The organism is Streptomyces sp. NBC_00045 (assembly GCF_045041095.1).
GTDB lineage: Bacteria > Actinomycetota > Actinomycetes > Streptomycetales > Streptomycetaceae > Streptomyces.
The window spans coordinates 4,230,250-4,248,403 of sequence record NZ_CP108271.1; the positions used below are offsets into that span (position 1 = coordinate 4,230,250).

An 18,154-nucleotide genomic window follows, 5' to 3' on the forward strand; every position below is an offset into this window, starting at 1 on the left:
TAACCGCGCAAGAACCCGGCAACAAGTGGCGGGGCACTTTGTCAGGTGCCGGATTGTCCGTCAGATCGATTCGGGTACCACCGGTGGCCGTGTATTTTCATTCGGCGTACGCTGCCGGGTTCGAATCGTCAAGGAGAATGCCATGCTGGACGACGCAGGAGTGGCCGAATACCTCGACCGAATTGGCGCGAAAAGGCCGGAGCGGCCCGATTTCGCGGGTCTGCGCCACCTTCAGGAGCGGCATGTCCTCTCGGTGCCCTTCGAAAACATCGACTACCACCTCGACCGCGAGATCCACCTCGGCGAGCAGGTCGTCGACAAGATCGTTCGGCAGCGCCGCGGCGGCGGCTGCTACGAGGTGAACTCGGCCTTCGCGGTCCTGCTGGAGGCCCTCGGCCACCAGGTCGAGATCCTGCCCGGCCGGGTCTACCGGCCCGACGGGCTGGGGCCGGCGATGTGCCACCTCGCCCTGCGGGTGACCTTGGACGGGGAGCCCTGGCTGGTCGACGCCGGGTTCGGCCGCAACAGCCGCCATCCGCTCCGCTTCAGCACCGCTGACGTGCAGCGGGACCCGCACGGCGAGTACCGGGTCGAAGCGGCCGGGGAGGGCGGGTTCGACGTGTCCCTGAACGGGAGCCCGCTCTACCGGATCGACGACCGTGCCTGCCGCCTCGACGACTTCGGGCCCACCCTGTGGTGGTGGCGCAGCAGCCCGGATTCGCCGTTCCTCCAGGAGCTGTTCTGCTCGCTGGCGCTCGCGGACGGCCGGGTCACCCTGAAGGGGAACCGCCTGGTCAGGGTCGAGGGCGGACAGCGCACGATCGAGAAGCCCGAGAGCGACCAGGACCTTCTGGACGCCTACCGCACCCACTTCGGAATGGTTCTCGACGAACTCCCCGACAGCGGTGGCGCAAACCGGACCATCGGGATCCAGCTGACCTGACACAGACAGTTGACGTACTCACCCGAATAACGTGGACCGCCTCGTTCGGCCCGGCGCACGATGCCCGGAGTACGGCGTTACTCCGTATCCGGAAGGAGCATTGTGTCCATCGTTGATCCCTTGCTGGAATTTCCACTCGACACCCAGCCGGACCCCGACGAATTCCTGCGCGCCGCCCTGCGGTGGCATTTCTCCCCGGAAACGGGTTCGCCGTTCTGGCTGGAACGCGCAGGAACTCTCGGGTTCGATCCGCTGACCGACATCAGCGGTTTCGCCGACCTGAACAAGTTCCCCAACCTCGCCAACGAACTGCGCGACGTACGGGCCGAGGACCTCATACCCCGCGGCTACGGGGACAAGCCCGAGGTCGTCGGCGTCTACGAGAGCGGCGGCACCACCGGCGCCCCCAAGCGGATCGTCCTGCTGCAGGAGTGGTTGGACCGGCTGCTCGCCTGGAGCAGCGCCCAGCTGGACCGCCACGGTGTTCCGCAGAACGTGAACTGGCTGGTCGTCGCCCCGACCGGACCCCACATGGTCGGTGACGTGATCAAGCGGCAGACCGCCTTCCGCGGTGGCCTCGCCTTCACCGTCGACCTCGACCCGCGCTGGGTCAAGAAGCTCATCTCCGACGGCAAGGGCGCCGAGGCCGGCGCGTACGCCGAGCACATCGTCGACCAGGTCGCCTTCCTGCTCCAGACCCAGGACATCGGTGTCCTGATGTGCACGCCGCCGGTCCTGGAGCGCCTGGCCCGCCGTGACGACCTCGCCAAGCTCATCGACGAGAAGGTCAAGGCGATCAACTGGGTCGGCACGCAGATGGACGCCGACACCCGCTACCTGTACCGCACCGAGGTCTTCCCCAAGGCCCACCTCTACAGCGGCTACGGCTCGACGATGATCCTCGGAAACGCCAGCGAGCGCCCGGGCCTGTCCGACGACGACCCGTGCGTCTACGACCCGTTCTCCCCCCACATGATCTTCGACGTGGTCGACCCCGAGACCCGCGGGACCGTCCCGTACGGCGAGCGCGGCCAGGTCGTCATGCACCACATCAGCAAGAGCCTGTTCATGCCGAACAACCTGGAGCGCGACTACGCGACCCGTGTGCCCGGCCCCGAGGGCATCTGGCAGCTCGGGGACTCCGTGGCGGACATCGCGCCGGTCCAGGAATTCGACAACGAGACCGTCATCGAAGGGGTCTATTAATGAATGCCGGCCTGATCACGCTGGACGCGCTCGGGCCCGCCGGACCGTTCCGCGCGCGCAAGCGCACGACCGTCACCGATGTGACGGGCGCGCCGGTCGCCGAACTCAGCCTGGTCCCGAAGCTGTTCGTGACCCGTGCCATGGACGCCCTGCGCAAGGCCGACTCGCTGCCGGCCGACGAGCGGACGGCGGCGCTGGCCCGCGCCGGGAAGATCTTCGCCGAGGAGACGATCGACGGGCTGTCGTTCGCCGAGTACGAGCGCACGGTCGCCCGGGTCTCCGGCGTGCCGATCGGCGTCGTGCAGGCCGCGACCGCCGCCATCATCGAGGCGACCGAGCAGTCCCGGTTCGCCGCGTACCAGGCCCGGCCGGCCGGCGCCGTGGACGACTGGCGCGCCGAGGACACCCGCAGCGGCAGCGCCGTGTGGACCCGGCGCGGTGACGTGTTCGCGGTGCACGCCGCGGGCAACCACCCCGGACCGCACTCGCTGTGGGTCGAGGCCCTCGCGCTCGGCTACCGCGTCGCGGTGCGGCCCTCGCGCCGCGAGCCGTTCACCCCGCACCGGCTGATCTCCGCGCTGCGGGCCGCGGGCTTCGGCAGCGACCAGGTCGTGCTGCTGCCCACGGACTACGAGGCGGCGGACGAGATCCTGCGCAGCGCCGACTACGGCCTCGTGTACGGCGGTGACGACGTGGTGCGCAAGTACGCGGGCACCAACGTGCTGCCGCAGGGTCCCGGCCGCTCCAAGATGCTGGTCCCGGCCGGTGTCGACTGGCGCGACCACCTCGACACCATCGTGGACTCCATCAGCCACCAGGGCGGTGTGGCCTGCATCAACGCCACGACCGTGCTGATCGACGGCGACCCGGAGCCGCTCGCGCAGGCCATCGCCGAGCGCCTGGCCACGATCCCCAGCCTGCCGCCGGAGGACGAGAAGGCCGTCCTCGCGGTGCAGCCGGTGGAGGGGGCGCGGGCGATCGAGAAGTTCCTGCTCGCCAAGGCGGCCGGGACCACGGCGCACCTCGGCGGCGACGGCGTCGTGGAGGAGCTCGGCGACGGCAGTGCCGTACTGCGTCCGGCCGTGCACCGGCTGGAGCGCCCGGACGCCGAGCAGGCCGGCATCGAACTGCCCTTCCCCTGCGTGTGGGTGGCTCCGTGGTCGCCCGCCGACGGGATCGGGCCCCTGCGCAACTCGCTGGTGCTGACCGCGTTCACCGAGGACGAGGCGCTGATCGACGCGCTGCTCCAGGAGCCCACCATCAGCAACGTCTATCTGGGCGACCACCCGACGTACTGGATCAGGCCGGGCGTTCCGCACGACGGCTACCTCGGCGAGTTCCTGATGCGGACCAAGACCGTCATCCGCGACTGACACACCCGACGGGTCCGGGCCGCGGCGGCCGCCCTGCCGGCCGCCGCAGCCCGGACCCGCCTTTCGTACGGCCACCGTTCCCGCCACCTCCCCGTCACCGCACAAGGAGCACTGTTGTCATGCCCATGAACGGAACGACCGGTTCCAGACCTGCGAGACCGCCGCGGCTCCCGTCGCTCACCGGACTGCGCTTCCCCGCGGCCCTCCTGGTCTTCTTCTTCCACGCCTCCCTCGGCGTCCCGTGGATCCGCCTCTTCGCCGACGACTCCGCCAACGACGCGTTCGCCACGTACGCCTCGCAGGCCGGCGCCCTCGGCGTCACCTTCTTCTTCGTCCTCAGCGGCTTCGTGCTCACCTGGTCCGCCCGCGACCAAGACACGATGCGCGCCTTCTGGCGCCGCCGCTTCGTCAAGATCTACCCGAACTACGTGATCACCTGGGCGCTCGCGCTGGTCACCTTCGCGGCCGTCATGACCAAGCCCTGGCAGGCCGTGGTCAACCTGCTGATGGTGCAGGTGTGGGTGCCCGACTTCGCCACCAACTTCAGCGTGGACCCGCCGAGCTGGTCCCTCGGCGCCGAGGCGATCTTCTACCTCGCCTTCCCGGCGCTGTTCCTGTTCATCAAGAAGATCGACCCGGCGCGGCTGAAGTACTGGATAGGCGGCGTCGTCGCCGCCATATTCCTCACCCCGACGCTGACCTACGCGGTCATCCCGGGCGGCGGCATGCAGATGCCCGGCGCCGACGGGACCTCGACCGTGCAGTACTGGTTCGCGTACGTCCTGCCGCCCGTCCGGCTGCTCGACTTCGCCCTCGGCATCCTCGTCGCCCGCGCCGTGCTGGCGGGCCGCTGGCGCAACATCGGCACGACCTGGTCGGCGCTGCTGCTGGCCGTCACGTACGGCATCGCGATGAACGTGGAGCACCTGTACGCGCAGCGCGCGGTCACCCTCATCCCGATCGTGCTGCTGATCGCGGCCGTCGCCCAGCGCGATGCGGAGAACAAGCCGACGCCGTTCAACAACCGGTTCATGATCTGGCTCGGCGAGATCTCCTTCGCCTTCTACCTGCTCCACTACATCGTCCTGGCCTACTCCCGCGAACTGCTCGGGGACCAGCTCTACTCGACCCCGGTCGCCGTCGCCCTGATCGCCGCCCAGATCGTCGTCGCGGTGCTGCTGTCCTGGGCCCTGTACGCCTGGGTGGAGGCGCCGATCACCCGCCGCTTCTCCAGCTCGCGCAAAGCCAGGGCCGCGAAGGCCGCGGCGGCCGAAGCAGCCGTCCGGGACGACCGCACCCTGGAAACCGTCTGACCCGCCGTTCCCCGCGCCGCCCTTCGGGTTCCCCGGAACCCGGAGGGCGGTGTCGTGCGTCCCGCCCCGCACGGCGTGCGCCGCTCAGGCCGCGGGGGCCAGCACCCGGTGTCCCGCCGCCGGCAGGCCCAGGCCGACGTACGGCCGCAGCTCCCCGTACGCACGGGCGTCCCCGACCAGGATGCCGCCGAGCAGGGTCGCGCAGTCCGCGTCCAGCACGAGCTTCGCGTACGTGCCCGCCGCCTCGTCCAGCCGGCTCAGCTCCACCGCGCCCGCGGTCGCCGCATGGGCGTCGCCGAAGCTCGCCACCTCCACGCCGAGCAGCTTGAGCTTGGTGGACAGGTCGGCCTCCCCAAACGGCTCCCCCTCCTCGCCCAGCAGCTGCCGGGCCACCGAGGCCGCCATCCGGTAGCCCGGTGCGGCCAGCCCGTGGCAGCGCCCCGACACGGCCGCGCACTCGCCGATCGCCCAGATCCGCTCGTCCTGCGTCCGGCACCGTTCGTCGACGAGGAACCCGCCGCGCTCGCCGGTGGCCAGGCCCGCCGGGCCCGCGAGCTCGTCCCGCGGCCGCACTCCCGCCGAGAACACCACCACGGAGGCGTCCAGGGTGCTGCCGTCGGCCAGGGCCACCGAGGCCACCGCGCCGTCCGGGCCCGCCTGGAGCGCGGCCGTGGCGACCCCGCAGTGGACGTGCAGCCCCTGCTGAGCCACGCGGCGCCCGAGGACACCGCCGCCCGCCGCATCCACCTGCAACGGCATCAGTCGGGGGGCGAGTTCCACCACGTGCGGCTCCATGCCGAGCAGCCGCAGCGCGTTCGCGGCCTCCAGGCCGAGCAGCCCGCCACCGATCACCACGCCGGGGCGGCCCGGTACGGCGGCGGCGCGGATCGCGTCGAGGTCGGTGAGCGAGCGGTAGCCGAAGGCGCCGGGCAGGTCGTGGCCCGGCACGGGCGGGATGAAGGGCCGCGAGCCGGTGGCCAGGACGAGGGCGTCGTACCCGAGGACGTCGCCGGCGGTGGTGGTCACGGTGCGCGCCGCCCGGTCAACGGCGGCGACGCCGGTGTTCAGCCGCAGCTCCAGCAGCGGGTCGTCCGCGAAGCCGGGTCCGGCCAGGGCGAGGTCCGCGGCGCTGCGGCCGTCGAGGTACGAGGACAGCGCGACCCGGTCGTAGGCGGGGTGCGGCTCTTCCCCGAGGACCACGATCCGCCAGAGCCCGGCGGTGTCCAGGGACCGCAGGTCGGCCACGAGCCGGTGTCCGGCCATGCCGTGCCCGGCGATGACGAGGGTACGAGCGGTACGGGTCATGACGTGCTGCTCCCTTCGGTGCGTACGACGCCGCAGAGGGCGCGGACGACGTCCGTGCAGCCCCCGCAGCCGGTGGTGGCGCGGGTCGCCGCGGCGACCCGCGCCAGATCGGCGGCCCCGGACCGGCAGGCCTCGGTGATGGTGTGCTTGGTGACGTTGTTGCAGCGGCAGACCACCGCGTCGTCGGGGAGCGCGTCGGGCCCCGGCGCGGCCGGTGCGATGCCGAGCAGGAACTCCAGCCGTCCTGCCGGCACCGGCAGGTCGAGCTCGTGGAGCCGGCTCACGGCGGCGATGGCCCGCGGCAGTCCCAGCAGCACCCCCCCGGTGATCCGCCCGCCGTGCAGGGTGAGGCGGGCGTAGCGGCCGCGCGCCGGGTCGGTGAACGCGACCACCTCCGCACCCTCGGGCTCCGGCCCGCCCCGCCCCAGGCGGACGAGGTCGATGCCGGGCACCCGCAGCCGGGTGATCTGCCGGGTGCCGTGGTGGTGCACCGGGGTGTGGGTGAGGGTCCTGGCCAGGGACTCGGCCTGCGCCCAGGCGGGTTCGAGGTACCCGGCGGTGTCCCCCGGGTGCTCTGCGCAGTCGCCGATGGCGTGGACGTGCGGGTCGTTGGTGCGCAGCAGCCCGTCGACGACCACACCGGTGCGGACGTCGAGTCCGGCCCGGCGGGCGAGCCCGGTCTCGGGGACGGCGCCGGTGCACAGCAGCAGCGTGTCGGCGGCGAGGACCCGGCCGTCGTCGAGGGTGAGCTTGCCGGTGCAGTACGCGGCCGCCGTGCGGCCGGTGTGGACCTCGACCCCGAGGCCTTCCAGGCTGCGGGCGAGCAGCGCGCCCGCGGTGGCGTCCAGGTGCCGGTCCAGCAGGTGCGGGCCGCGGTGGACGAGGGCCACCTCGTGCCCGGCCCGGCGCAGCGCGGCGGCCGCCTCGATCCCGAGCGGCCCGCCGCCGATGACGACGGCGGCCCCCGTGGGCTCCGCCGCCAACCGCTCGGCATCGGCGAGGGTCCGCAGCACGGTCGCCGCGCCGGCCGGCAGCCCGGGGATGCGGGGGACGGCGGGGCGGGACCCGGTGGCCAGGACCAGCGTGTCGTAGTGGTGCACGGAGCCGACCGTGCCGTGGGTGGAGTGGACGAGCCGGCGGGCGCGGTCGATCCGGGTCACGGTCACCCGGGTGTGCAGGCGGGTGCCCGCGGGCAGCGCGGGCAGGGCGAGGGCGGGGGCCGGCAGCGTCCCGTCCAGGACGGAGGACAGCAGCGGCCGCTGGTACGGGGCCTGCGGCTCGGCGCCGAGCAGGGTCACGCCGCCACGGTGTCCGTGGTGGTGCAGCCGCTCCGCGAACCGCTGCGCGGCAGGTCCCGCGCCGACCACCAGCACCTCGCCCACGCTCACGGCCGCACCGCTTCCGCGTTCTGGGGCGCGGGCTCGATCCGTACCGCGCACACCTTGAACTCCGGCATCTTGCTGCGCGGGTCGAGCGCCGCACTGGTGATCAGGTTGGCCCGGCCCGCCCCGGCGAAGTGGAACGGGAGGAACACCGTGTCGGTCCGTAGCGAGGGGACCAGCCGGACCCGGGCGAGCGTGCTGCCGCGCGCCGAGCTGACCCGGGCTGCGGCGCCGTCGGTCAGCCCGTACCGCCCGGCCGTGTCGGGGTGCACCTCCACGAAGGCCTCCGGCGCGGCCGCGGCCAGCTCCGGGACCCGACGGGTCTGCGCGCCCGACTGGTACTGGGCGAGCACCCGCCCGGTCGTGGCGTACAGCGGGAACGCCGCGTCGGGCGTCTCGGCCCCGTCGCGGTGCTCGACCTCGGCGAACCGGGCCAGCCCGTCCGGGTGGGCGAAGCCATCGAGGAACAGCCGCGGGGTGCCGGGGTGCGCCGCCTCGCCCTCGGCGGTCGCGGGGCACGGCCAGTGCAGGGCCTCGCCCGCGTCGAGCCGTTCGTAGCTGATGCCGGAGTAGTCGGCGCGCCCGCCGTGCGAGGCCCGCCGCAGCTCCTCGAAGACCTCGCGCGGCGCGGTCGGGAAGCGGTGCGCGGGCTGGCCGAGCCGGACCGCGAGGCCGTGCAGCACCTCCAGGTCGCCGCGGGCCTCGCCGGGCGGGAACAGCAGCCGGCGGCGGCGCAGCACCCGGCCTTCGAGGTTGGTCATCGTGCCCTCCTCCTCGGCCCACTGGGTCACGGGGAGGACGACGTCCGCGATCTGCGCGGTCTCGGAAGGTACGAAGTCGGCGACGACCAGCAGGTCCAGGGACTTCAGCCGGTCCCCGATCCGGGCCGCGTGCGGCGCCGAGACCACCGGGTTCGAACCGAAGACGAGCAGGGCGCGCGGCCCGCCCTCCGTGCCGAGCGCGTCGAGGAGTTCGTACGCGCTGCGGCCGGGGCCCGGCAGCGCGTCGGGGTCCACGCCCCACACCTGGGCGACGTGGGCGCGCGCGGCCGGGTCGGTCAGCATGCGGTAGCCGGGCAGCTGGTCGGCCTTCTGGCCGTGCTCGCGCCCGCCCTGGCCGTTGCCCTGGCCGGTCAGGCAGCCGTAGCCGCTGCCCTCGCGGCCGGGCAGGCCGAGGGTGAGGGCCAGGTTGATGAACGCGGCGACCGTGTCGGTGCCCTTGCTGTGCTGCTCGGCACCGCGCCCGGTCAGTACGTACGCCCGCTCCGCGCCGGCCAGCAGCCGGACCGCCTCCCGCATGTCGGCGACGGGGACCCCGGTGACCCGCTCGACCCGCTCGGGCCACCAGGAGGCGGCCCGCGCCCAGGCGGTGTCGAAGCCGGTGGTCCGCTTGTTCAGGTAGCCCTGGTCGGCGTGGCCCTCGACGACGGCGAGGTGGAACAGGCCGAGCGCCAGAGCGAGATCGGTGCCGGGCGTCGGCTGGAGGTGCAGGGCCGCGCCCTCGGCGGTGGGGGTGCGGCGCGGGTCGATGACGATGAGCTGCGCCCCGGTCAGGTGGCGCATCAGCGGCGGCATGGTCTCGGCGGGGTTGGCCCCGGCGAGCAGGATCACGTCGGCGCCGCCGAGGTCGGTGGCGGGGAACGGCAGGCCCCGGTCGAGGCCGAAGGCCGCCGAGCCCGCTGCTGCCGCCGAGGACATGCAGAACCGGCCGTTGTAGTCGATCTGGCTGGTGCCCAGCGCGACCCGGGCGAACTTGCCGAGCTGGTAGGCCTTCTCGTTGGTGAGCCCGCCCCCGCCGAACACGCCGACCGCGTCGGGTCCGTGCTCGGTGCGGATCGCGTCGAGCCGGGTGGCGATCAGGTCGAGCGCGGCGTCCCAAGTGGTGGGGGCGAGCCGGCCGTCCGCGCCGCGGACCATCGGCCGGGTGAGCCGGCCGGGCGCGTCCAGCAGTGCGGGCGCCGTCCAGCCCTTCTGGCACAGGCCGCCCTGGTTCACCGGGAACGAGGTCGGGGCGACGGTGGTGCGGTCGTCCTGGTGGGTGAGCCGGGTGCCGCACTGGAGGGCGCAGTAGGGGCAGTGGGTGGTGACCTCGCGGACGTCAGACACGGGAGGCCTCCGCGCGGACCGTGGCGGAGCCGGCCGTCCCGGCGGCCGCTGCGGCGGCCGCCTGCGCACCCGGGCGGCGCCACAGGTACACCGTCCAGGTGACCAGGACGCACACCAGGTAGAAGCCGAGGAAGGCGATGAAGGCGGGTTCACCGGACTGCCCCGCGGAGCTGTAGGCGCTGCGGAAGACCAGGTTGACCCCGACCCCGCCGAGGGCGCCGACCGCGCCGGCGATGCCGATGACGGCGCCGGAGAGCCGGCGGGCCCTGGCGAAGGCCGCCGCCGCGTCGTGGCCGGAGGTGACGTCGTCCTGCGCCTGCCGGGCGAAGACCGCCGGGATCATCTTGTACGTGGAGCCGTTGCCGATGCCGGTCAGGACGAACAGGGCGGTGAAGCCGGCGACGAAGAGGCCGAAGGAGCCGTTCGCGGAGGCCAGCAGGAGCACGCCGGTCCCGGCGGCCATCGCGCAGAACGCGGCGAGCGTGACCCGGGCTCCGCCCCACCGGTCGGAGAGCAGTCCGCCCACGGGCCGGAACAGGGAGCCGAGCAGCGGCCCGAGGAAGGTGTACGAGGCGGACTGGAGCGGGGTGGCGCCGAACTGGCTCTGGAGCACGAGGCCGAAGGCGAAGCCGTAGCCGATGAAGGAGCCGAAGGTGCCGACGTACAGGAGGGAGATGAACCAGGTGTGCGGGTTGCGGGCGGCCTCGCGCTGGGCGCCGGGCGCGCTGCGCACCACGGCGAAGTTGTCCATGTGGAGGGCGGCGAGGAGCGAGGCCAGCACGATCAGCGGCAGGTAGACGGCGACGACGTACGCGGGGTGGGTGCTGCCCGCGGTGGCTATGACCAGCAGGCCGATGAGCTGGACCGCGGCGACCCCGAGGTTCCCGCCGCCCGCGTTGATGCCGAGGGCCCAACCCTGGAGGCGCTGCGGGAAGAGGGCGGTGATGTTCGTCATCGAGGAGGCGAAGTTCCCGCCGCCGACTCCGCCGGCGGCGCCGATCAGGAGGAACACCCACAGCGGTGTGCCGGGTTGGCGCACGAACCAGAAGGCGGCGAGGGCGGGTACGAGCAGGATGCCGGAGGCGAAGACGGTCCAGTTGCGGCCGCCGAAGCGGGTGACCGCGTAGCTGTAGGGCAGCCGCAGGGCGGCGCCCACGAGGGTGGGGACGACGACGAGCAGGAACTTCTCGGAGGGCGCGAAGCCGAGGCCGATGGCCGGTGACATGAAGAGCACCAGCACTGACCACATGCTCCACACCGAGAACCCGATGTGCTCGGAGAGGACCGAGAGGGCCAGGTTGCGGCGGGCGGTGCGCTTGCCGGTCCGCTGCCAGAACTCCTCGTTCTCGGGGTCCCAGTCCTCGATCCAGCGTCCGGCTGCGGGACGTGCGGGCGACGGCGACGTCATGGCTCCTCGGCTTTCTCTGCTCGGTGACTACTGACTTGAACCATACAGTTCAGTTCAGTTGAGCTCAATGGCAGATCCGCCGAAGTCGTCAAGTCGACGGCTCCGTCCCTGCGTACGGTCAGTCGCGCCGGGCCAGGGCCCGGTCCACCAACGGCCCCGCACCGCCCGTGTAAGCGGCCGGATCGCACAGCCGCTCCAGTTCGTCCTTGCTCCACCGCCCGCCCGGTACGGGCTCCTCGGCTAGCAGTTCGCACAGCGGCCGGCCGCTCTCCCCGGCCGCGGCCGAGACCCGGGTCAGCAGCTGCTTCGCCGCCGCCTTGCCCAACTCCGGTGCGAGCACGGCCGCGATCCGTTCGGACACCACCTGACTGCCGGTCAGCAGCAGGTTGGCCCGCATCCGCTCCGGCCGGGCCGTCAGCCCCTCGGCCAGCTCGACCGCCGTGTGGGCGGCGCCGCCGACCAGCCGCAGACACTCGCGCAGCAGCTGCCATTCGGCGTGCCAGGCCCCCGCCGAGCGTTCGTCCTCCGAAACCAGGCACTGCACGAGGCCGGTGGCCAGGACCGGCACCTGGAGGGCGGCGCTGCGCACCAGCGTGCTCAGGACCGGGTTGCGCTTGTGGGGCATGGCCGAGGAGCTGCCGCGGCCGGCCACCGCCGGCTCGGCGACCTCGGAAACCTCCGTGCGGGCCAGGTTCTGCACGTCGATCGCGATCTTCCCGAGGGCCCCGGCGGTGAAGGCGAGCGCGGCGGCGAGATCTGCGATCGGGGTGCGCAGGACGTGCCAGGGCAGTGCGGGGCGGGCCAGTCCGGTCTCGGCGGCGAACGCCCCGACCAGGTCGTCCAGGTACGCGCCGGGCTCCGACGCTCGGTCCGCGCCGTCGATCCGGGCGTATTCGAGGTAGCCGGCCAGCGTGCCCGCCGCGCCGCCGAGCGACACGGGTAGCCCGTCCTCCTGCACCCGGGCCAGCCGCCGGTCGGCGTCCAGGACCAACTGCCGCCAGCCGGCCGCCTTCAGCCCGAATGTGGTGGGTACGGCCTGGAGGGCCAGCGTCCGTCCCGCCATCGCCGTGTCCCGGTGCGCGCCGGCCAGCTGGGCCAGGGCCCCGGCGGTACGGGCCAGATCGGCCCGGATCAGCTTCAGCGTCCGGTCGGCCACCAGCATGGCGCCGGTGTCGAAGATGTCCTGGCTGGTGGAACCGCGGTGCACGTACTCGGCGGCGCCGGTGCCCTGCGTGTCCTGCTCCGCGACCACCCGGGTCAGCGCCTGCACCAGGCCGACCACCGGGTTCGCGGTCTCCCGGGCGGCCAGCGCCAGGGCCCGCAGGTCGAGGTTCTCCGCCCGGGCCGCACGGGTGATGGCGGCGGCGGCGTCCTCGGGGAGGGTGCCGAGTCCGGCCTGGGCCCGGGCCAGGGCGGCCTCGGCGTCGAGCATGGCCTGGAGCCAGGCCAGGTCGCTGACGGCCTCCTCCGTGGGGGTGCCGACCCGTACCGGCGACAGCAGCCCCGCGTCGGTGAGCGCGTCCTGCCCGGCCCGGTCCTCAGGGGCCGTGCTCATACCAGGACCCCGGTGAGGTCGGTCTCGGCCGGCAGCGGCGCGACACCGCTGGGGACCACGCCGGCGGCGGCCAGGGCCAGGACGGAGCGGGCGATGGCGTCGGAGTCGCCGAGGGTGACCGAGTCGACGCCCGGGCGGATGCCGGCCGCAGTGACCCAGTGCACGGATTCGGTGGGCACCCCGTAGGCGAACCGGCGCGGGTGGGCCCGGCCGCGGGCGTCGAGCAGCCGGTACGGGCGCTCGGTGACGGCGAGGCCGCCCGACTCGTAGCTGCTGCCGTCGGAGCCGGCGATCCGGTAGGTGGTGCACTGTTCGGTGTCGAGCAGGTGGCGCAGCAGCGGGTCGTCGGTGCGCCGCAGGTCGGGCTCGGGCAGCCGGGCCTCGATCAGGACGGCGGCGCGGATCGCGGGGCCGGGGACGGTACGGGACTGGGCGATGAAGGTGGCGTCGTCGCCGGCGGCGGTGTCGACGCGGATCTCGGTCCCGGGACCGGTCAGGACGAGCACCCCGGCGTCGATCAGGGCGATCATCTCCTCGATGCGGGAGGCCGGCGGGCCGATGGAGAGGAAGGCGTTGAGCGGGGTGTACCAGCCTTCGAGGTCGTCGCGGTGCGAGTGGCCGTCCAGACCGCCGTGGTCCACGGCGAGCCGGATCTCGTTGCGGAGGTCGCGCATCACGTCCAGGGCCGCCTTGAGCGGGCCGCTCAGGTTGCCGGCCTTGGCTTCGGCGACGTCCTTGGCCAGGTAGCCGACCAGCCAGTCCCGGAACTCCTCGCGGCTGGTGAACTCGCGGTCGCCGTACGGGCGGGAGAGCTTCTCCCAGTCCCAACGCTGCTCGTACTCGAACCCGTAGACGTCCAGCAGCGAGGCCCGGTCGTCCGCGTCCTCCAGCGACAGGTACCGCCGGGTGAAGCCCTCGCGCTCGGCGCCACGGCCGCGGGACTCCAGCAGGGTGCCGTAGTACACGCTCTCCGTCTCGCGGGAGATCAGCGGCCACAGGTCCGCGGAGAAGCTGATGCCCTCGCCGTCCTGGGAGCGGCGGCGCATCTCGGCGATCTTCTCCGGGGTGAGCAGCCGGGGCAGGTAGCGGCCGTACGCTCCCTTCTCGTTCTCGCCGCGGGCGTGGTACGGGATGCCGCGCCGCGAACTGGCGTACAGCGTGGGCTCGTTGCCGGAGGCGCGGTAGGTCAGGCGGCCGTCCTCGGCGCGGACGAAGGTGCCGCCGCGGCCGGAGGTGAAGAGCGCCATGTGGTCGAAGAAGTTCAGGCCGAGGCCGCGCAGCAGGACGTTCTCTCCGGGCTTCACGACGTTCAGGTTCAGGTCCGCCGGGTTGGCGGGCGTGACGTACGTGAGGTGGTGGATCCGGGCGAGGCTCGCGGTCTTCGCCTCTCGCGGCGTCAGCCGGGCCGGTACGTGGCCCTGCGCCATCACGATCGCGTCGAGCTTGTTGAGTCGGGTGCCGTTCTCCAGCCGGACGCCCTGCTCCCCGCCGGGGGTGCCGTGCGTGTCGGCCATGGCCACGGCCCGGGAACGGTGCACCTCGATGCTGACGTGGGCGGGGGCGCTGCGCACGACGCGCTCGAAGGTGGCGCGCAGGTAGCTGCCGTAGAAGGCGCGGGTGGGGTACGTGTTCGGGCCCAGCCGGCGGGCCTCGGCGAGGGTCGCCCCGTCCGCGGACTCGCAGGCGATGTCCTTGGCCCATTCGTACAGGCTCGGGCCCGGCTCGATGGGGCCCTCGGTACGGACGCTGTCGTCGGTGTAGATGGTGATCTGGGAGGCGACCGTGTTCATCAGCAGGTGCTGGGACTGGTCGGAGCGCCAGACCTGGCCGGCGCCGGGCGCCGAGGGGTCGACCACGTGGACGGTGACCGCGGAGTGCGTGGGGTTGCGGCGCTCGTTGGCGCACAGCCGCTCCAGGACCGACAGGCCGCGGGGGCCCGCGCCGATGATGGCGATCTGGATCCGTCCGGTCTCGCGTACCTGGTGCGTGCTCATCGCTGCTCTCCGTCCGGGGTGGTGTTCTCGTCGAGGGTGCGGGCGCCGTGCATCCAGGCCACGTAGTCGTGGAGCTGGTCGGGGGTGAGGGTCGAGAGGTACTCGTTGCGGGCCGGGACGGCCTCCCCGGCGGTGTGCCAGAGCTTGATGCTCTCCCGGGCGAGGAGCTGGATCTTCGCGGTGCGCTCGCGCCGCTCGGCGTTGAACTTCTCGAAGCGCTGCGGGAGTTCGTCGGAACCGCAGTCGAGCAGGTCGCCCAGGATCACGGCGTCCTCAAGGCCCTGGCAGGCGCCCTGCGCCACGTAGTGGAGCATCGGGTGGGCGGCGTCGCCGAGCAGTGCGACCCGGCCGTCGGTCCAGGTGTCGACCGGGTCCCGGTCGACCAGGACCCAGGACTTCCAGCCTTCGCCGAGTGCCAGCAGGCGCTGGGCGTCCTCGCCGAGGGCGGAGAACTCGCGGCGGATGTCTTCCGGGCTGGCGGGGACACCGGCGAGGGTCTCGGTGGCGTGGTTGTCGCTGCTGGCCGCGAGGTTGAGGTACTTGCCGCCGGCGATCGGGTAGTGCACGAAGTGGCAGTGCGGCCCGGTCCACCAGGTCACCGAGGTCAGGTGGCGCAGCTCCTCGGGGACCTGTTCCATCGGTATGACGGCCCGGTAGACGGTGATCCCGGAGTTGCGGGGCGCGCCGTCGCCGACGAGCTGGGCGCGGATCGCGGAGTGGATGCCGTCGGCGCCGATGAGGGCGTCGCCGGTGATCCGCTCGCCGTCTTCCAGGACGACCGAGGCGCCGGTGGCGTCCTGTTCGTACCCGACGGCGGTGACGGCGCTGCGCAGTTCGATGGCGTCGGAGGCCTGGCAGGCCTCCAGCAGCTTGGTGTGCAGTTCGGCGCGGTGGACGACGGCGTACGGGTTGCCGAACCGCTCGCGGTAGCGCTCGGTCAGGTCCATGCTGACCACGTGCCGGCCGGTGACCCCGTCCATGAACCGGAGCTCGTCCATCTGCACGGCGGTGGAGCGGACGGCGTCTCCGAGGCCGAGGCGGTCGAGGGCGTGCAGGCCGTTGGGGGCGAGCTGGATGCCGGCGCCGATCTCGGCGAACTCGGGGGCGCGCTCCAGCACGAGGACCTGGTGTCCCTGGCGGGCGGTGGCGAGGGCGGTGGCGAGTCCGCCTATTCCGCCACCGATGATGATCAGCTTCGACATCAGACCTTCTCCTCGGTGCGGTCGGCGGTGGCGCCGGTGGTTGCGGTGGTGGCGCCGGCGGTGAGCAGTCGGGCGAGCTCCAGCCGCTTGATCTTGGTGGTGGCGGTCTGCGGCAGCTCGGACTGGCGCCACTGGACCGGTTCGGCCATCGGCGGGAGCCCGGCGACGGCGGCCTTCCAGGCCTCGGGGTCGAGGGGCTCGTCGTCCTTGGTGCAGACGACGGGGACGGCGCGACCGCTCTCGTCGGGGATGATGATGACCTCGGCGAGTGCGTCCAGCCGGGTGAAGAGGGTGTCCTCGGCGGCGAGGGTGGAGCCGAAGCCCTCGATCAGGTCGACCTCGCGGTCGAGCAGGTGCACGCAGCCCCACTTGGTGCGGTAGCCGACGTCGCCCATGCGCCACCAGCCTTCGTTGACCTGCTTGTCGTAACGTTCCTGCTCGCCGAGGTAGGTGACGATCCGGCCGTCGCTCTTGACCTCGATGAAGCCCGGGTTGGTCTCGGACGGCGGGAGCCCGTTGCGGCTGACGACGCGGACGTCGGTCATGCCGGGGAAGGGCATGCCCACGCAGCGGCCGTCGGCGTCGAGCCCGCGGCGCTTGGAGAAGGAGCGGGCGACGGCCGGGCCGATCTCGCTCTGTCCGTACAGCTGGCCGAAGACCGGGGCCCTGCGCTTCGTAGCCTTGAGCAGCCGCTGCACGGTGCGCGGGTGGATGGCGTCGAAGGTGCTGCTGAAGAGCTTCACGTTCGCCAGCGGCCCGCGGGGGTCGTCGACCATCTCCTCCCACTCCATGAAGGAGTTGGGGTGGGCTTCGAGGATGCCGGGGCGCAGTTGGGCGAACAGGTCGGCGGCCTTCTTGGGGTCGGAGTCGGCGAGGACGACGATCGGGAAGCCGCGGAAGAGGGAGATGGCGAGGGCGGTGATGAGCCGTGAGTGGACGAAGGAGACGTGCAGGGCGATCGTCTCGCGGCCGGGTATGAGCGGCTTGGTGATCGTGGCCTGCGGTCGGTAGCGTGCCTGGAGGGTCGCGCCGGTGTGGACGGCGAGCTTGGGGGTGCCGGTGGTGCCGGAGGTGTGCGTGATCAGGGTCGGGTGTTCGGGCGGCATGGTCACGGCGGGGACCCGGGGCGCCCCGACGAGCGAGGCGAGCTCGGTGGCCTCCTGGTAGCTGCCGGAGGTGAGCAGGACCTGCTCGGCCTCCTCGAAGACCGAGGCGGGCAACTCGGTCTCCAGCTTGTCCTGGTCGGTGAGCAGGTAGGGCTGGTCGGTACGGCGTACGAGTTCGGCGACGGTCTCGCCGTCGAGTTTGGGGGACAGCAGCACCGGGACGGCGCCGATGCGGGCGACCGCGCAGGCCAGCAGGGTGATGTCGAAGCCGTCGGACTTGTAGACGACGACCCGGCGGCCGGGGCGGACCTTGGCGGCCCAGAGCCGGGAGGCGAAGTCGTCGATCAGGTCGGCGACCTCGGCCACCGTCGCCCGGCGCCCCAGGGCGGGGGCTATGTCCAGGTCGTGATCGAGGATCACGACGTTCGTCGGGTGCTTTCTCGCGGCCCGCTCGAAGAGCGTCCCGAGCCGGATTCCCTTGTTCCCGATGCGCTGCAGAATCATCGTCTGGCCTTTTCCCAAGTCAGGTGTGGTGGAGGTGAGTTGCCAACCGGATTGCTCGGGCGCCCGGGCGCCGGTCCGGATGGGTCCTGCTAGGCGAGGTCCTTTTCGATGACGACCTTGATGCGTTCGAGGGTCGTGGCGAGGTCGCCGGCCACCTTCTCGCCCCACTCGGTGAAGAACTGCTGCTTCTCGCCCCCGTCCATCTCGGCGGTGATGCCGGTGATCCCCTCGGTGGCGGCGCCCATCCGGAAGTGGTGGACCAGGAGGCTGCCTTCGCCGTCGGCCTCGATGGAGAAGCCCCAGATGCTGTCCTGCTTCTCGCCGGAGCTGTTGTGCATGGCCCACTGGAAGGTCCGGCCCGGCTCGGCGGCGACGACCTCGGCGTAGGTCGACCACTTGCCGCGCACCACCGGCGCCCAGGAGACGACGTCCTCGCTGCGCTCGTTCTCGCCGTGGAACACCGAGCCGACCGCGCCGGGGGTGCCGGTGGTCCATTCCCCGCCGAGGCACTCGGGGCTCCACTCGCCGCTGCGGGCCAGGTCGGTTACCACGGCGTACACCTCGGCCGGCGTGGCGGACACGTGGATCTGGGCTCGCGACCGGAAGAGGGGCGTCTGGGTGTCGCTCATGGGGATGGGCCTCCTTTGGACTGGAACGTCTCAACTGCGGTGTATTGGCGCCGTGTTTGGCGCCTCCCACTTCCTGAACCATACAGTTCAGTTCAATTGAACGCAACGGTACAGTTCAGTTGGGATCTA

At 72.5% G+C, this 18,154-nt stretch carries 13 protein-coding genes; 4 read left to right on the forward strand and 9 right to left on the reverse strand.

The features are described 5' to 3' along the window. Nucleotides 1-142: 142 nt before the first annotated feature. The 4 genes from OHA65_RS19785 (at nt 143) to OHA65_RS19800 (ending at nt 4,835) form a co-directional block, all read left to right on the forward strand. Nucleotides 143-943 carry an arylamine N-acetyltransferase gene (locus OHA65_RS19785; RefSeq protein WP_327284413.1) on the forward strand — a complete coding sequence of 267 codons (801 nt, stop codon included), beginning with the start codon at nt 143-145 and terminating at the stop codon, nt 941-943. Nucleotides 944-1,045: 102 nt separating this feature from the next. Continuing rightward, nucleotides 1,046-2,149 carry a phenazine antibiotic biosynthesis protein gene (locus OHA65_RS19790; protein ID WP_327284414.1) on the forward strand — a complete coding sequence of 368 codons (1,104 nt, stop codon included), beginning with the start codon at nt 1,046-1,048 and terminating at the stop codon, nt 2,147-2,149. Continuing rightward, nucleotides 2,149-3,522 carry an aldehyde dehydrogenase family protein gene (locus tag OHA65_RS19795; protein ID WP_327284415.1) on the forward strand — a complete coding sequence of 458 codons (1,374 nt, stop codon included), beginning with the start codon at nt 2,149-2,151 and terminating at the stop codon, nt 3,520-3,522. The genes OHA65_RS19790 and OHA65_RS19795 overlap by 1 nt, the downstream gene beginning before the upstream one ends. A gap of 119 nt (nt 3,523-3,641) precedes the next feature. After that, a complete protein-coding gene (locus OHA65_RS19800; protein ID WP_327284416.1) occupies nt 3,642-4,835 on the forward strand; it encodes an acyltransferase in 1,194 nt (397 codons plus the stop codon). An 84-nt stretch (nt 4,836-4,919) separates the two neighbouring features. Here OHA65_RS19800 and OHA65_RS19805 read toward each other — a convergent pair whose 3' ends face one another. From OHA65_RS19805 to OHA65_RS19845, 9 genes are all read right to left on the reverse strand, one after another. Further along, complete coding sequence (locus OHA65_RS19805; protein ID WP_329314068.1) at nt 4,920-6,140, reverse strand: FAD-dependent oxidoreductase; 1,221 nt, start codon at nt 6,138-6,140, stop codon at nt 4,920-4,922. Next, nucleotides 6,137-7,528: an FAD-dependent oxidoreductase gene (locus tag OHA65_RS19810; RefSeq protein ID WP_371644204.1), complete on the reverse strand. Its 1,392-nt coding sequence runs from the start codon at nt 7,526-7,528 to the stop codon at nt 6,137-6,139. The genes OHA65_RS19805 and OHA65_RS19810 overlap by 4 nt, the downstream gene beginning before the upstream one ends. Further along, nucleotides 7,525-9,627 (reverse strand): molybdopterin oxidoreductase family protein, encoded by a 2,103-nt coding sequence (locus OHA65_RS19815; RefSeq protein WP_371644206.1) that lies wholly within the window; start codon nt 9,625-9,627, stop codon nt 7,525-7,527. Before OHA65_RS19815 ends, OHA65_RS19810 begins: the two co-directional genes overlap by 4 nt. Then, complete coding sequence (locus OHA65_RS19820; RefSeq protein WP_327284424.1) at nt 9,620-11,035, reverse strand: nitrate/nitrite transporter; 1,416 nt, start codon at nt 11,033-11,035, stop codon at nt 9,620-9,622. Before OHA65_RS19820 ends, OHA65_RS19815 begins: the two co-directional genes overlap by 8 nt. A gap of 118 nt (nt 11,036-11,153) precedes the next feature. Next, entirely contained in the window at nt 11,154-12,590 is a 1,437-nt protein-coding gene (gene pcaB, locus OHA65_RS19825) for a 3-carboxy-cis,cis-muconate cycloisomerase (RefSeq protein ID WP_371644208.1), read from the reverse strand. Next, the gene (locus OHA65_RS19830; protein WP_327284426.1) at nt 12,587-14,584 is read right to left on the reverse strand and encodes an FAD/NAD(P)-binding protein; all 1,998 of its coding nucleotides are present in this window, start codon (nt 14,582-14,584) and stop codon (nt 12,587-12,589) included. The genes pcaB and OHA65_RS19830 overlap by 4 nt, the downstream gene beginning before the upstream one ends. Next, on the reverse strand, nt 14,581-15,786 hold the full coding sequence (locus OHA65_RS19835; RefSeq protein ID WP_327284427.1) for an FAD-dependent oxidoreductase: 1,206 nt from the start codon (nt 15,784-15,786) through the stop codon (nt 14,581-14,583). Before OHA65_RS19835 ends, OHA65_RS19830 begins: the two co-directional genes overlap by 4 nt. Then, nucleotides 15,786-17,396, reverse strand: coding sequence for an AMP-binding protein (locus OHA65_RS19840; RefSeq protein WP_327284428.1), 1,611 nt, complete (start codon nt 17,394-17,396; stop codon nt 15,786-15,788). Before OHA65_RS19840 ends, OHA65_RS19835 begins: the two co-directional genes overlap by 1 nt. An 89-nt stretch (nt 17,397-17,485) precedes the next feature. After that, complete coding sequence (locus tag OHA65_RS19845; protein WP_327284429.1) at nt 17,486-18,025, reverse strand: SRPBCC family protein; 540 nt, start codon at nt 18,023-18,025, stop codon at nt 17,486-17,488. Between the last annotated feature and the right edge of the window lie 129 nt (nt 18,026-18,154).